14 protein-coding genes are annotated in these 14,035 nt (G+C 68.4%); 9 read left to right on the top strand and 5 right to left on the bottom strand.

The window, feature by feature from the left end; translation table 11 throughout:
* The first annotated feature begins 50 nt into the window (after nucleotides 1–50).
* The gene (locus ACWZHB_RS34055; protein WP_427905777.1) at nucleotides 51–854 is read left to right on the top strand and encodes an SDR family oxidoreductase; all 804 of its coding nucleotides are present in this window, start codon (nucleotides 51–53) and stop codon (nucleotides 852–854) included.
* Nucleotides 855–981: 127 nt separating this feature from the next.
* Nucleotides 982–1,200: a hypothetical protein gene (locus ACWZHB_RS34050; protein WP_427905776.1), complete on the top strand. Its 219-nt coding sequence runs from the start codon at nucleotides 982–984 to the stop codon at nucleotides 1,198–1,200.
* Nucleotides 1,201–1,216: 16 nt separating this feature from the next.
* Here ACWZHB_RS34050 and ACWZHB_RS34045 read toward each other — a convergent pair whose 3' ends face one another.
* Nucleotides 1,217–1,633, bottom strand: coding sequence for an acyl-CoA thioesterase (locus tag ACWZHB_RS34045; RefSeq protein ID WP_427905775.1), 417 nt, complete (start codon nucleotides 1,631–1,633; stop codon nucleotides 1,217–1,219).
* Nucleotides 1,634–1,640: 7 nt separating this feature from the next.
* Complete coding sequence (locus ACWZHB_RS34040) at nucleotides 1,641–2,573, bottom strand: AraC family transcriptional regulator (RefSeq protein ID WP_427905774.1); 933 nt, start codon at nucleotides 2,571–2,573, stop codon at nucleotides 1,641–1,643.
* A 154-nt stretch (nucleotides 2,574–2,727) separates the two neighbouring features.
* Here ACWZHB_RS34040 and ACWZHB_RS34035 point away from each other — a divergent pair, with 154 nt between their 5' ends.
* Together ACWZHB_RS34035 and ACWZHB_RS34030 are read left to right on the top strand one after the other, a co-directional pair.
* Entirely contained in the window at nucleotides 2,728–3,570 is an 843-nt protein-coding gene (locus ACWZHB_RS34035; protein ID WP_427905773.1) for an NAD(P)H-binding protein, read from the top strand.
* A gap of 113 nt (nucleotides 3,571–3,683) precedes the next feature.
* On the top strand, nucleotides 3,684–4,955 hold the full coding sequence (locus ACWZHB_RS34030) for an MFS transporter (RefSeq protein ID WP_427905772.1): 1,272 nt from the start codon (nucleotides 3,684–3,686) through the stop codon (nucleotides 4,953–4,955).
* Here the strand turns inward: ACWZHB_RS34030 and ACWZHB_RS34025 are convergent.
* Nucleotides 4,945–6,639 carry a nitroreductase family deazaflavin-dependent oxidoreductase gene (locus ACWZHB_RS34025; protein ID WP_427905771.1) on the bottom strand — a complete coding sequence of 565 codons (1,695 nt, stop codon included), beginning with the start codon at nucleotides 6,637–6,639 and terminating at the stop codon, nucleotides 4,945–4,947. The two genes, ACWZHB_RS34030 and ACWZHB_RS34025, sit on opposite strands and share 11 nt — an antisense overlap.
* 104 nt (nucleotides 6,640–6,743) lie before the next feature.
* Here ACWZHB_RS34025 and ACWZHB_RS34020 point away from each other — a divergent pair, with 104 nt between their 5' ends.
* Nucleotides 6,744–7,319: a TetR/AcrR family transcriptional regulator gene (locus ACWZHB_RS34020; protein WP_427905770.1), complete on the top strand. Its 576-nt coding sequence runs from the start codon at nucleotides 6,744–6,746 to the stop codon at nucleotides 7,317–7,319.
* 22 nt (nucleotides 7,320–7,341) lie between these two features.
* Here ACWZHB_RS34020 and ACWZHB_RS34015 read toward each other — a convergent pair whose 3' ends face one another.
* On the bottom strand, nucleotides 7,342–8,499 hold the full coding sequence (locus tag ACWZHB_RS34015; protein ID WP_427905769.1) for a DUF5925 domain-containing protein: 1,158 nt from the start codon (nucleotides 8,497–8,499) through the stop codon (nucleotides 7,342–7,344).
* 97 nt (nucleotides 8,500–8,596) lie between these two features.
* Here ACWZHB_RS34015 and ACWZHB_RS34010 point away from each other — a divergent pair, with 97 nt between their 5' ends.
* Nucleotides 8,597–10,156, top strand: a complete 1,560-nt coding sequence (locus ACWZHB_RS34010) for an MFS transporter (protein WP_427905768.1) — start codon at nucleotides 8,597–8,599, stop codon at nucleotides 10,154–10,156.
* 110 nt (nucleotides 10,157–10,266) lie between these two features.
* Here the strand turns inward: ACWZHB_RS34010 and ACWZHB_RS34005 are convergent, their stop codons facing one another.
* Nucleotides 10,267–10,983: a hypothetical protein gene (locus ACWZHB_RS34005; protein WP_427905767.1), complete on the bottom strand. Its 717-nt coding sequence runs from the start codon at nucleotides 10,981–10,983 to the stop codon at nucleotides 10,267–10,269.
* A 155-nt stretch (nucleotides 10,984–11,138) separates the two neighbouring features.
* Here ACWZHB_RS34005 and ACWZHB_RS34000 point away from each other — a divergent pair, with 155 nt between their 5' ends.
* Genes ACWZHB_RS34000 through ACWZHB_RS33990 form a run of 3 tightly spaced genes read left to right on the top strand, consistent with a single transcriptional unit; the run spans nucleotide 11,139 to nucleotide 13,999 of the window.
* A complete protein-coding gene (locus tag ACWZHB_RS34000; RefSeq protein ID WP_427905766.1) occupies nucleotides 11,139–12,137 on the top strand; it encodes an iron chelate uptake ABC transporter family permease subunit in 999 nt (332 codons plus the stop codon).
* Nucleotides 12,134–13,180: a FecCD family ABC transporter permease gene (locus ACWZHB_RS33995; protein ID WP_427905765.1), complete on the top strand. Its 1,047-nt coding sequence runs from the start codon at nucleotides 12,134–12,136 to the stop codon at nucleotides 13,178–13,180. The genes ACWZHB_RS34000 and ACWZHB_RS33995 overlap by 4 nt, the downstream gene beginning before the upstream one ends.
* A gap of 12 nt (nucleotides 13,181–13,192) precedes the next feature.
* Entirely contained in the window at nucleotides 13,193–13,999 is an 807-nt protein-coding gene (locus ACWZHB_RS33990) for an ABC transporter ATP-binding protein (protein WP_427905764.1), read from the top strand.
* Nucleotides 14,000–14,035: the final 36 nt, after the last annotated feature.

Raw genomic sequence — 14,035 nt, 5'->3', positions numbered from 1 at the left:
GGGGGCGCGAACTCGAGCGCGCCAGCGCTCCAAAAATATAAGCTGCGGGGATGGAGATAGCAGGCAAGGTCGCGATCGTCACCGGTGCGGGCGCGGGTATCGGTGCCGCACTCGCTTATCGTCTCGTCGCCGGCGACGCACGGGTCGTCGTCGCCGATCTCGACGCGGACAGCGCGGCGAAGGTCGTGGCCGACCTCGGCGACAAGGCGGTCGCGGTCGGTGGCGATGTGGCCGACGAGCAGGTCGTGGCGGACTTGATCGCGACCGCCGAACGCGAATTCGGCCCGGTGGACCTGTATTTCGCGAATGCCGGCATCGGCGGCGGTCCCGGCCTCGACAGCACCGAAGCGCAGTGGGCCGCCACCATCGACGTGAACGTGATGGCCCATGTCCGGGCCGCGAAACTGCTCGTCCCCGGCTGGCTGGAGCGCGGCAGCGGCTATTTCGTCTCCACCGCGTCCGCGGCGGGCCTGCTCACCCAAATCGGCTCCGCCCCCTACTCGGTGACCAAACACGCGGCGGTCGGCTTCGCCGAATGGCTCTCGGTCACCTACGGCGACAAGGGCATTCGCGTGAGCTGCCTGTGCCCGATGGGTGTGGACACCCAATTGCTCACCGGCGCGCTCATTCCCGACAACCCGGAAGCCGGCGAACTGGCGATCAAAGCCGTGAAGACCGCGGGCGCGGTGCTCTCCCCCGAGGAAGTCGCCGACACCGTGGTCGAGGCGATGGCCGCCGAACATTTCCTGATCCTGCCGCACCCCGAGGTACTGCAGATGTACCGCAACAAGGGGTCGGACTACGACCGGTGGATTTCCGGCATGCGCCGCTTCCAGTCCATGCTTCGGGCGTGAACACGCACCGACCGCGCCCGAAATTTTCGGCGAGGTAGCGGCGAGATCGCTCGATTCCTGCCACCATGGTCTCCAAGCCGCCGGTCACGATCCGCTGACCGGCGGAGGTCTACGCGGAGATCCGGCGATGGCACAACTGATGTATTTCAAGAAGGTTCGCGACGAGCTCACCGAGGTCGAGTACCGCTGGGGACCGAGCCGGGAACAACTGGACTCGTCCCTGGTGATCGACAAAACCACCTTCGCCGCCCTCCCCGGACCACCGGGCTACTCGCCCGCGGGCCAGATCATCCTGCGCGCCCGTCGCGGCAGCGAGTGGCCCGAGGTCGGCGTAATCGCCTCCTGAGCTCCCGGCCCGAGCGCTACTCGGTGACGAGCTCCGCGGCCGCCTCGCGCACCACCGCGGGGATCGCCACCGGTTTGCGGGTGTCGGCGTCGACATAGACGTGCACGAACTCGCCGGTCGCGGCGAGCTCGAGACCAGCCTCGCCCTCACGGAAGATCGCCAGATCGTAGGTGATGCTCGAGTTGCCGAGGCGGGCGATCCGCAACCCCACCTGCAACTGATCGGGGAAGCTGACCGACCCGTGGAACTTGCACGAGGTCGTCGCGACGACGCCGAGCGCGGGCAGCGCGGTGATGTCGGTGCCGGTGGCGCGCATCAGCCAGGCGTTCACGGCGGTGTCGAAGTAGGAGTAGTAGGTCACGTTGTTCACGTGGCCGTACTGGTCGTTGTCGGCCCACCGGGTCGGCATCGGCCATAGGACGGGATAGCTCATCCGGCCATCATGCCGCGCTCCCCTGCCGATGGTCGCGCGGGCTCACCCCGAAGTGCCGTTTGAAGGCGGTGCTGAGGGCGAAGGCGCTACCGTATCCGACCTTGTGGGCAATGGATTCCACGGTCGCGTCCGATTCGGCGAGCAGGTCGGCGGCCAGGGAGAGCCGCCATTCGGTCAGGAAGCTCATCGGGGGCTCGCCGACCAGCTCGGTGAACCGGCGGGCCAGCGCGGCCCGCGACATTCCGACTGCCTCGGCCAAGGCCACCACCGTCCATGGGTGTGCCGGATTGTGCTGGAGCAGGCGCAGAGCCTTGCCGACCAGCGGGTCGCTGTAGGCGTGGTACCAGGCGGGGGCGTCCTCGCGGGCGAACCAGGCGCGCAGCGAGGCGATGAGCAGCAGGTCGAGCAGGCGGTCCAGGACGGCGGTCTGCGCGGGTAGATCCTTGGTCGCCTCGTCGACGAGCAGGTCGAGCAGCCGGGTATCGAGCTCGCCGCGCGGCAGCACCGCGACCTGCGGCAGCGCGCGCAGCAACCGCCGGCTCACCGCCCCCGCCGATTCGTAGGTTCCGGTGACCATCAGCGTCTCACCGTCGGGATCGGTGCCCCACTGCCGAACGCCGAGACTCAGTGTCTCACACAGGATCTCACCATCGGGAGTCGTCGTGACCTGCCCCGGCTGAATGACGACCTGAGGTTCGGTCGCCGGATCGTCGGCCACCGTATACGGCTGCGGCCCACGGAAAACCGCGACATCGCCCGCGGCGAGCTGCCGCGGCGGCATCGAATCCGTACTGACCCAAGCCTTTCCGCGGATCATCGCGAGCACCGTGAGCGGAGCTTCATCCTGCACGCGCAGCGACCACGGCGGGTTCAGCAGCGAACACATGAGGAACGCACCGCGGGCGCGTGGACCTTCGAGCAGACCGGCTAACGCATCCACTGTGCTGTTCCGCCTCTCCGTGTCTTTTGGCCAGACCACGTGCCACGCCCGGCAAAAGATCACCGCCACACCCTGAATCCACAATAGACGACTACGCATGTTCGTGAGCGGCACGACGATGTTGCCGCGGCCCGCGCGGCGGTGTACTTATCTCATGACAAACACCGCTTCTCACCAGCAGCTTTCCCTCATCACTGGCGCTACCGGCAAGACCGGCAGCCGGGTGGCGGCGCTCCTCGAAGCCGCGGGCCACCCGGTGCGCCACGGCTCGCGGACCGCCGAGATCCCCTTCGACTGGACCGATCGCGAGACCTGGGCACCCGCGCTGGCCGGTGTCGATTCGGTCTACCTCGCCTTCCAGCCCGACCTCGCCGTGCCCGGCGCTCCGGACGTCATCCGCGCGTTCACCGCCGCCGCCCGGTCCGCCGGGGTGCGCTCGGTGGTGTTGCTGTCGGGGCGCGGCGAGCCCGAAGCGCTGGAATGTGAAGAGATCGTGCAGAATTCGGGTCTGAGCTGGACCATCGTGCGCTGCGCCTTCTTCGCTCACAACTTCAGCGAAGGCGCCTTCGTCGACGACGTGCTCGCCGGCGCGGTGGCACTGCCCAACGGCGATGTGCCGGAACCGTTCGTGCACGTCGACGACATCGCCGAGGTGGCGGCGGCCGCGCTCACCGACTCACGTCACGCGGGTCAGCTCTACGAGCTCACCGGGCCGCGCGCCCTGAGCTTCGCCGACGCGGTCGGCGAGATCGCCGCGGCCACCGGTCGCGAGATCGCCTTCATCCCTGTCTCCCGGCCGGAATTCGTTGCGGCACTGAGTGAGTACCAGGTCCCCGATGACGCGATCAGCCTGCTCGACTACCTCTTCGGCACCATCCTCGACGGCCGCAATTCCGCGCCCGCCGACGGTGTCCGCCGCGCCCTCGGCCGCGAAGCCCGCGATTTCACCGAGTACGCCAAGGAGACCGCCGCCACCGGAGCCTGGACTCCGCAGTAAGCAGCAACCGGACAGTTGATCACCAGGCCCCCACCAGGGCCTGGTGATCTCGATCCACCAGGCACACCGCGATCCGCGACGAGGTCCCGGCACCGCCCGGTACCGTCGAAGCAGTGAGTTCAGCGACGATCGACCACAGTCTTCGCCTGACCAGGGCCGCGGTGTTCGCGGCTTTCACGCTGAACGGGATTCTGCTGGCCATGTGGGTGGTCCACATTCCGGCGATCACCGACCGGACCGGGGTCTCGCCCTCGACGCTCAGCGTGCTCGTGTTGCTGATGTCGGGCGCCGCGCTCGTCGGCATGCGGCTCGCGGGTCCGGCCGCCGACCGGTTCGGCAGCCGCACGCTGGTCGCCCTGGCCGCATCGGCCATCTCCGTGACCGTCCTCGGTCCGGGACTGGCGACCGGCCCGGTCACCTTGGCTATCGCCTTGGCCTGCTTCGGATTCGGCATGGGTGCCCTCGACGTGTCGATGAACACGCAGGCGGTGCACGTGGAACGTGGGTACCACCGCCCGATCATGTCCGCGTTCCATGCGATGTTCTCGGCGGGCGCCTTCGCCGGTTCACTGGTGGGCGCGGCCGCCCAGCACGCGGGCCTGGCGCCGCAGGTGACGCTGCTCTGCGCCGGCATCGGCGGACTGTGTGTCACCGCGTTGCTGGTGCCACGCCTGCTGGGCCGCGAGGGAACCGAATCCCCTTCGTATCCAGAGCATTACGACAACGACGGCCCCCAAAAGGCAACCACGGGTCGACGAGACCACCACGGCGTGGCCGACTCGACAGAACCAGGCGCCGTCGACTCGGCCGCGCCCCGCGCCGATCAGCGCAGCGAGCATCGTCAGCGCACACGAAAAGTGCTGGCCCTCGGGTGCATCGCGTTCGTACTCCTGCTCGCGGAGGGCGTAGCGGCCGACTGGAGCGCGCTGCAGGTACGCGAGCACCTCGACACGTCCGAGGCGAGTGCCGCCCTCGCGTTCGGAGCCTTCTCCGCCACCATGACCTTCGGCCGATTCATCGCCGACCGGATCAGCGCGGCCATCGGCCCCGTCGCGATGGTCCGCTACGGAAGCTTGCTCGCCGCAACCGGATTCGCCGTGGTCATCGCCTCCCCGTGGCTGCCGCTCACTCTCCTCGGCTGGGCGATGTGCGGCCTCGGCCTCGCCGGCGGCGTCCCCCAGATCTTCTCCACCGCGGGCAATCTCGGCGGCACCACAGCTGCCACCGACATGTCCCGCGTCTTCACCATCGGCTACCTCGGCCTGCTCGCGGGCCCCGCGATGATCGGCTGGCTGACCGCCGTGATCCCACTGACCGCGGCGCTGACCGTGCCACTGGCGCTCACCCTGGCCTGCGCGGCCGCGGCGAAGGTCGTCAGTCGGTGAAGGTGATCCGGACCGAGACCGGCGTGCTCTGCAATGCGCGGAAGGCCGCCCCGGCCAGCCCGGCGAAGACCGGATTGGGCGCGAAGGTGCGCGCCCGCGCCACGACATCGTCGGCCGGACGCAGCTCGGCGGTCCCGGTTCGCCACCGATTCCCTTGGCGGACCCGCACTTTCGGTTCCGCGCCGATATTGGCGGCCCATCCCGACCTGGTCCCGTGCTGGCTGATCACCCACGCGCCGCTGTCGTCGAACGCGACCGAGACCGGCACCACCCTGGCCTGCCCGGACTTGCGTCCGATCGTCTCCAGCTCGGTCGCGTACGAGGTGCGGATGCCGATCCGGCTCAGCGCGCGGACCGCCGGGTTCGCGACATAGCGACCCACCGCCCGCTCGACCTCGAACTTGCGCCGCATCGGATCCTTGGTGGTCATTGTCGAACTCCTTCTACTGCGAAACGCGTCGACGCCGTGATGTTTCAGCATGGCCGCCACCGTGAGCCACGGTGTACGGCCGGGGTCGGGCTCGTCGCCCGCCCCGAGCAGATGCAGCTGATCGGTGTGCCACTGCAGGTCGAGGGCACCTTCGAGGCTCTTGACGTTGGACAGTGTGGACACCCGCGCGGGCAGGCGCAGCGAGATCTGCGGGGAATGCAGCCGCGCGGTGCGCTCGTGCAGGATGTCACCCGCGGCGTTCGGTGACACCGCGCTCGGCCGGCCGAGGCCGATGACATCGCACTCCCCCGACTCGACCGCGTCGACCATGGCCACGCGGGAACGGAATCCGCCGGTGACAGCCAGCGGCACCGACCCGGCGGCCGCCCGGACCGATTCGGCGTACTCGAGGAAGTACGCCTCGCGCGCGACGGTGCTCGCCGAACGCGCCACCGGCCTGCCCATCATCGCGGGCGATTCGTAGCTGCCGCCGCTGATCTCGATCAGATCCAGCCGCTCGCCGGCGAGGCGGCGCACCACCTCACGCGACTCGTCCTCGGTGAAGCCGCCGCGCTGAAAGTCCGCGGAGTTGAGCTTGATCGCGACGGCGAACGACGTCGACACCTCGGCCCTGATCGCGCGCACCACCTCCAGCACGAAACGCGCCCGCCGCTGCGGGTCACCACCCCAGCGGTCGTCGCGCTGATTGGCCAGTGGCGAGAGGAACTGGGAGACGAGATACCCGTGCGCCCCATGGATCTGCACGCCGTCGAAGCCCGCACGCTCGGCGATCCGCGCGGTGGTGGCGAAACGGTGCACGATGTCGACGATCTCGCCGTCGGTGAGCGCGCGCGGCGCCGGGATACCGGGCAGGCCGAGACCGACCGCCGACGGGGCCACCGGCTGCGACCGGGTCGCGAGCGGATTCGCCTGTCTGCCGGGGTGATTGATCTGCATCCAGAGCCGGGTGCCGCCGTTTTTGGCGGTGCGCGCCCAGCGGCGCAGGTCGTCGAGGTGACGTTCGTCGGCGATGACGACATTGCCCGGCTCACCGAGATGGTCGTGGTCGACCATCACGTTGCCGGTGACCACCAGACCGAAGCCGCCGGTGCCCCACCGGCCGTAGAGCCGCTCGAGCCGTTCGTCCGGCGCGCCGGCGGAGGTGCCGAGACCCTCGCTCAGCGCGGCCTTCATCAACCGGTTGGGCAGCAGTTGGCCGCAGGGCAGGGCGAGCGGATCGGTCAGGGCTGTCATCGTCGGCTCCTCCACGGATAGCGTCGAGTACACCGATCGATGTACCTACCCGACGGTAGTACACCGATCGGTATACTACAATCGGACCGACCGAAAGGATGTCGATGGCAGCACGCGACGGACTCGTCCAGAGCACGATCGACCTGGTGCGCCGCAACGGCGTGGCCGGGACCGGTGTCGCGAACCTGCTCGCCCACAGCGGGTTCTCCCGCCGGACGATCTACCTGAACTTCCCCGGCGGCAAGTCCGAGTTGATCACCGAGGCCACCCGGGTCGCGGGCCGCGCGATGACGACGCTGATCGAGACCTTCAGCAAGGACACCGAGCCGGAGCAGACCATCGCGTCGTTCGCCGACGCGTGGAAACAGGTCGTCGAGTCCAGCGACTTCCTGGCCGGCTGCCCGATCGTGGCCGCGGCACTCGGACGCTCGGAGTCGCCTTCGGCGGCCGACGCGGCAGGCGAGGCGTTCGACGACTGGGAACGGGCACTGGCGACCCGGCTACGCGCGGAGAACATCGACGCCGACACCGCGAGCTCTTTGGCGACGACCGTGATCGCCACGATCGAGGGTGCGGTGGTGATGTCGCTCGCCAAGCACAGCACCGAGCCGCTCGACCGCGTCGGCCGTCACCTCACCGAGCTGGTCAGGGCGCACATCCGCCCGGTCGGTATGTCTTGACCAGCCGTCGGACACAAGAGCGCTACAGGTACATGCCGACGTCTGCCGAGTGGTCGATCGTCGATTGGATCTGGATCCCGCCGTCGCGGTGGGCGACCAGTTCGGCGAGGGTCGCCCCGTCCGGAAAACTCGACGCGACGGACTCACCGTCTTGGCGGGCCAGCCAGTCGTCGGCTTCCCGCGCCGACAACCGGCCGACCTCGAGTTGGGCCAGGCAGCGGCCGGGCCGGACGACGGCGGGGTGCAGCCGGGAGAGATCCTCGTTCGTGGTGATCGCGATCAACACATTGCGGCCCTGACCGAGCATGCCGTCGGTGAGATTGAGCAGGCGCGAAAGCTTCTGGCCCGCGGCTTCTTTCGCCTCACCGCGGATCAGCTCGTCACAGTCCTCCAGCACCAGCAATCGCCAGCGGCCGTCCTCGTCGTCACCGTCGGCACCCGCCGCGACTTCCATCAGATAGCCGGGATTGCTGAACAATTCCTCCGGATCGACGACACAATCGACCTGACACCACGGCGCCCATGACCGCGCCAGTGCCCGCAACGCAGTGGTCTTGCCGGTCCCGGGCTCACCGTGCAACAGCACCAGCCGACCCTTGATGTCGGCGACACCGAGCCCCATCAACCGCTCCATGCCCGCCGCCACCGAGACCGTGTAATTCCCACGAATCTCCGCCCACGCGGGTGCCGCGATCTGACGACGGCGACGCGCGGGCCGCCGGACGTCCATGTGCCAGAAACCCATCTCGACGGTGGCCTCGCTGTCACGTGACAGCGAAGCCCCATCCGTGGCCTCGGCCAGCACCTCGACGGCGAGTTCGTCGCTCACCGCGGTCACTTCGATCGTGGCCGAACCACTCGCCCATCGCACCGCGCGCAGTGCCCAGCCGTCACCGGCCGCGAGCAGCGCGCTGCTGTCGTCATCGGCGACCGAGCGCACGATCCGCGAGCCGGCGGGCCGCAGCGCCGCGTCGGGGCGCACCCGGTCGAGGTGGGCCTGCCGGGCGAAGGGCTGATCGCCACGCAGGAACGGGGCGAGGGCCAGCGCGTCGATCGCGTCGCGGGTCGAATAAGTGGAGTCGATGGTTGCCGACCACGGAAACGGCTCACCCTGATCCTGCGGCTGACGCGGCGAATCGACGAGCCTGAGCTGTTCATTGTGTGTGGACACCGAGCCCATGATCGTGGTCGCCTGGCCGGAATGTCCAATGACTTATGGCGGGCACCGCAGGGAAACTCGCTGGCATCGGAGGCGATCACGTCGGTACGGTCGTAGTGTGACGTCCACTCAGCACGACCAGTCCCCGCCGGAATCCGCCACCACGGCCGGACTCAAGGAGTGGATCGGGCTTGCAGTCCTCGCCCTGCCGACGCTGCTCATCTCGATGGACATGAGCGTGCTCTACCTGGCGATCCCCCACATCAGCGAAGCACTCGAACCCAGCAGCTCCCAGCTGCTGTGGATCCTCGACATCTACGGCTTTCTCGTCGCCGGCTTCCTCATCACCATGGGCACCCTCGGCGACCGCATCGGCCGACGCAAACTCCTGATGATCGGCGCACTCGCCTTCGGCATCGCCTCGGTGATCGCCGCGTACTCCACCAGCGCGAACACGCTGATCGGCACCCGCGCACTGCTCGGTATCGCGGGCGCGACGCTGATGCCGTCCACCCTGGCGCTGATCCGCAATATGTTCCACGACGACCGTCAGCGCACCGCCGCGATCAGCGTGTGGATGACCAGTTTCATGGTCGGCATGGTGATCGGCCCGCTGGTCGGTGGCGCGATGCTGGAGAACTTCTGGTGGGGTTCGGTGTTCCTCGTCGCGGTGCCCGCGATGGTGCTGTTGCTGGCGACCGGCCCGTTCCTGCTGCCCGAATACAAGGACCCGAACCCGGGCAAACTCGACATTCTCAGCGCGTTGCTGTCGCTGCTGTCGGTGATGGCTGTCATCTACGGGATCAAGGAGCTGGCCAAGGACGGCTGGTCGATCGAGGCGGTCAGCGTGCTGGTGACCGGTCTGGTGCTCGGCGCGGTGTTCGTCCTGCGTCAACAGCGACTGACCAATCCGCTGATCGACCTGCATCTGTTCGGCAATGTCCGATTCAGTGGCTCGCTGGTCGCGTTGATGGTCGCCATGCTGGCGATGGGCGGACTGTTCCTGTTGCTCTCGCAGTATCTGCAACTGGTACTCGGCCTCTCGGCGTTCGAGGCCGGGCTGTGGACCGTGCCGCAGGCGGTGGCGATGGTCGTGGCGGCGGGCGTGGTGAGCGCGCTCGCTCCCAAGATCCGGCCCGCGTACCTGATGGCGGGCGGTCTGGTGATCGCGATGGCCGGGTACGCGATCTTCACCCAGCTCTCGGGCAGCGATGACCTCGCGCTGATCGTCACCGGCATGGTGGTGTTCTCGCTCGGTCTGAGCCCGATGTTTGTGCTCGGCCTCGATCTGATCGTCGGCGCGGTGGACCCGGAACGCGCCGGTGCCGCCTCCGCCATCTCCGAAACGGGACAGGAACTCTCGGCCGCGCTCGGCGTCGCGGTGATCGGCAGCATCGGTACGGCCGTCTACCGCGGGCAGATGGCAGAACAGCTGCCCGCCGGACTTCCAGCGGAGATCACCGACACCGCCGAGGACACGCTCGCGGGCGCCCTGTACGTCGCGTCAGCGCTACCCGAACCGTTCGGCGCGCAGCTGACCACGATCGCTCGTGAGGCCTATACCCATGCGCTGCAGGTGAATTCGGTGGTCGGCATCGGGCTGACCGCGGTCGCCGCCGTGCTGGTCATGACCCTGTTGCGCCACATCCCCGCGCCGAACGCGAAGGCAACCGACTGACGTCCGGATACAGCGAATCCCGCCCGATGCTGATTCGGGCGGGATTCTTTTCTCGCTGAGTTGTCCCCTCCGCGAGCTCGGTTCGGCCGGTTCAGCCGAGATCTTGCGGCTTACTTGGCAGCCGGGGCCGGGGCCGGGTTGTTCGGCATCGGGGAGTTGATGGTGGTGATGTACTGCAGCGCGGCCATGATCGCGACCGGCGCGGTGATGAAGATCTGGCCCGCGATGGTGCCGAGCGCACCGAGTGCGGTGGCGCCGACGAGGCAGCCGCCGATGCCGCCGGGGACCGTGCCGACCAGGAAGCCGAGGATACCGCCGGCAACGGCGCCACTGGCCGCGCCCGCGACACAACCGATGGCCGCGCCACCGATGCCGCCGACCAGGGTGGCGATGCTGGCGCCGAGGGAGATGGTGCCGGTCATGCGGCTCCAGGCGGCCTGCTCACGGTCGTACTCGCTCTTCCACGGAGCCACGTTCTCGTAAGGCAGCGCGACCGGCTTGTAGGTGGCGTGCGCCAGATCGAACTGCGGGGTCAGCGTGGCGGTGCGGCCCGAGATATCGGCAGCGATCGGGAATTCGAATTCGTCTACCCGGAAGGACAATTCGGTGCCTGCGACAGTGGTGCCGTTGGCGGCCTTGATCTTGAACACGCCGTCCTCGACCACCATCGAACCCGCGTCGGTGCTGATGATCGCCGCGGTCTCGGTGGCCGTGCCGGTGTAGTTGATCGGCTCATCCGCCGCGGGTGCTGCGTGGCTGGCTCCGGCGGCGATGCCCATGGCAACGCTGACGGTGGATGCCAGCAGAGCGAACTTGGTGATTTTCACGGGGGGTGAACCTTTCGTTTCCTCATCATGAGATGCGCGGCGCGCAAGCTGCGGTCCGAACGAGATGTGACAATAGCGAGGTAAGCCTCACCTATCAAGACCTTGCTTAGGCTAACCTCCAAGACGACCCAGTTTCGCCGTGAGAGAGAACCCTGATGAGAAATCCGCGTTGGTGCGGGTGGCTTCTTGCCGTATTCGTGCTGGTCGCAGCCTGTGCGCTCAGCCTGCTGGTCGGCACGAAAGCTATTGCGATCGGCGATGTCTGGCAGGCGCTCTTCGGCGCGAGCACTACCCCCGACCACGTCACCATCACCGAATACCGGGTGCCACGCACGCTGATCGGCCTGGTCGTCGGACTGGCGCTGGGCGTCGCGGGCTGCCTGATGCAGGGCCTGACCCGCAATCCACTGGCCGATCCAGGGCTGCTGGGCGTCAATGCGGGCGCCGCCTTCGCCATCACCATCGCCGTCGCGATATTCGGTGTGAGCGAGATCACCTCGTATGTCTGGTTCGGTTTTCTCGGTGCCGCGCTGGTGTCGGTGGTCGTCTACCGAGTGGGCACCGCGGGCCGATCCGGCACCGATCCGGTGCGACTCACGCTGGCAGGTGTCGCCGCCACCGCGGTTCTCGGCGGTCTGACCAGGGGCCTGATCCTGATGCACCCCAAGGCCTTCGACGAGATGCGCCAGTGGGATTCCGGCGGCCTCACCGGGCGCGGGTTCGACATCCTGCTCGGCGCGACCCCGTTCATCGTGGTCGGCCTGATCATCGCGGCGCTGTGCGCGCGCTCGCTCAACGCCGTCGCGCTCGGCGACGACCTCGCCCACTCGCTGGGTGTGCACGTGGGTCGCACCCGCCTGTTCACCGCGCTCGCGGTGGTGCTGCTGTGCGGTACCGCGACCGCCGCGGTGGGCCCGATCGCGTTCGTCGGCCTCGCGGTTCCGCATGTGGCCCGGTGGCTGATCGGACCCGATCAGCGCTGGATCTTCGCCTACTCGCTGATTCTCGCGCCGATTCTGGTGCTGTCGGCCGACATCGTGGGCCGCCTCGTCATTCGTCCCGATGAAGTACCCGCCGGCCTGGTCACCGCGTTCCTCGGCGCGCCGGTGCTGATCTGGCTGGCCCGTCGCGCGAGAGTAGGTGCCGCCGCATGATCGACTTCGGACGCACGATGCTGGTGGTCCGGCCGCCCGGATCACGATTCTCCGCCCGGATCGGTGTGCGCACCCTCGTGGTGTGCGCTGTCCTGCTGACGATTTCGCTGGCGACGGCGGTCCTCGCGCTCGGCAGCGGCGACTACCTGATTCCGCCGCTGCGGGTGCTGCGCGCGCTGGTGATCGGCGACGAGCGGTTCGACCGGCTGGTGGTGTGGGACTGGCGGCTGCCGCGCATTCTGCTCGCCCTGATCCTCGGCGCCGCGCTGGGCGTGAGCGGTGCCATCCTGCAGTCGGTGACCAGGAATCCGCTCGGCAGTCCCGACATCGTCGGGTTCAACACCGGCGCCTACACCGGCGCGCTGATCGCGATCCTGACCCTCGGCGGCGGCCACCTGCAGACCGCGACGGGCGCGGTGATCGGCGGGCTCGGTGCCGCGGTGGTCATCCACCTGCTCGCCTTCCGGCACAACGTGACCGGGTTCCGGCTGATCATCGTCGGCATCGGCGTCAGCTCCATGCTGGTCTCGGTCAACACCTGGCTGATCCTGCGCGCTGATCTGGATGCGGCGATGTCGGCGGCGGCCTGGGGTGCCGGAACGCTGAACGGACTCTCGTGGCCGCAGGTCGGTCCCGCGATGGTGATCCTCGGCGTGCTCGCGATCGCGCTCATCCCGGCGGCCCCTCGCTTGCAGATCCTCGAACTCGGTGACGACACCGCGCGCGCGTTCGGGCTCAATGTCAGCCGGGCGACGCTGTGGCTGATCGTGCTCAGCGTCGCGTTCACCGCGGTGGCGACGGCGGTGGCCGGTCCGATCGCGTTCGTCGCGCTCGCCGCACCGCATCTGGCGCGCAGGCTGGCGCGCACGCCGTCGATCGCGCTCGGGCCGTCGGCGGCGATGGGGGCGACGCTGATGATCACCTGCGACTGGATCGCCCAGCACGCGTTCGCGCCGACCACCGTGCCGGTCGGCCTCGTCACCGTCTCGATCGGTGGTCTGTATCTGGCGTATCTGCTGGTCGCCGAGGCGCGACGGAACTAGGAAAGCGACAAGATGAACAACACTTCCCGCCTGCGCGCCGACGCGGTCCGCCTCGGCTACAAGGGCACCACCATCAGCGACCAGCTGTCGGTGGACATCCCCGACGGCAAGTTCACGGTGATCATCGGCCCGAACGCGTGCGGCAAGTCCACACTGCTGCGCGCACTCGCCCGCCTGCTCCCCCCCGAGTCGGGGACCGTGCTGCTCGACGGCAAACCGATCGGCTCCTACCCGGCCAAGCAGGTGGCCAGGCAGATCGGGCTGTTGCCGCAGACCTCGACCGCGCCGGACGGCATCCGCGTCGCCGATCTCGTCGCGCGCGGCCGTTATCCGCATCAGACGCTGCTGCGGCAGTGGTCGAAGGCCGATGAGGAGGCAGTCGCGTCGGCGATGGCGGCGACCGGTATCGCCGAGTTGTCGGCGCGGATGGTCGACGAGCTGTCGGGCGGTCAGCGCCAGCGGGTGTGGATCGCGATGGTGCTCGCCCAGGACACCCCGCTGATCCTGCTCGACGAGCCGACGACCTACCTCGACATCGCCTATCAGATCCAGCTTTTGGACCTGTGCCGGTCGCTGAACCGGGAATCCGGGCGGACAGTCGTGGCCGTACTGCACGACCTCAACCACGCCTTCCGCTACGCCGACCACCTGATCGCCATGCGTGACGGGCGGGTGGTGGCGACGGGTGCGCCGGCCGACATCGTGACCGCCGAGCTCGTGGACGAGGTGTTCTCGTTGCGGTGCCGGATCGTCGACGACCCGGAAACCGGTACGCCACTGGTGATTCCGCTCGCCGAGGATGCCGCGAAGGTGCGCTAGACCTGCGGTGACGCCGTCGGCGAAGATAGGTATTCC

The organism is Nocardia sp. FBN12 (assembly GCF_054031145.1).
This window is presented reverse-complemented; position numbering and strand designations above follow the sequence as displayed.

Bases quoted from the DNA above. Each gene is read 5' to 3' on its own strand.
- ACWZHB_RS34055 (WP_427905777.1), top strand. From the start codon at position 51: ATGGAGATAGCAGGCAAGGTCGCGATCGTCACCGGTGCGGGCGCGGGT.
- ACWZHB_RS34050 (WP_427905776.1), top strand. From the start codon at position 982: ATGGCACAACTGATGTATTTCAAGAAGGTTCGCGACGAGCTCACCGAG.
- ACWZHB_RS34045 (WP_427905775.1), bottom strand. From the start codon at position 1,633: ATGAGCTATCCCGTCCTATGGCCGATGCCGACCCGGTGGGCCGACAAC.
- ACWZHB_RS34035 (WP_427905773.1), top strand. From the start codon at position 2,728: ATGACAAACACCGCTTCTCACCAGCAGCTTTCCCTCATCACTGGCGCT.
- ACWZHB_RS34025 (WP_427905771.1), bottom strand. From the start codon at position 6,639: ATGACAGCCCTGACCGATCCGCTCGCCCTGCCCTGCGGCCAACTGCTG.
- ACWZHB_RS34020 (WP_427905770.1), top strand. From the start codon at position 6,744: ATGGCAGCACGCGACGGACTCGTCCAGAGCACGATCGACCTGGTGCGC.
- ACWZHB_RS34015 (WP_427905769.1), bottom strand. From the start codon at position 8,499: ATGGGCTCGGTGTCCACACACAATGAACAGCTCAGGCTCGTCGATTCG.
- ACWZHB_RS34000 (WP_427905766.1), top strand. From the start codon at position 11,139: ATGAGAAATCCGCGTTGGTGCGGGTGGCTTCTTGCCGTATTCGTGCTG.
- ACWZHB_RS33995 (WP_427905765.1), top strand. From the start codon at position 12,134: ATGATCGACTTCGGACGCACGATGCTGGTGGTCCGGCCGCCCGGATCA.
- ACWZHB_RS33990 (WP_427905764.1), top strand. From the start codon at position 13,193: ATGAACAACACTTCCCGCCTGCGCGCCGACGCGGTCCGCCTCGGCTAC.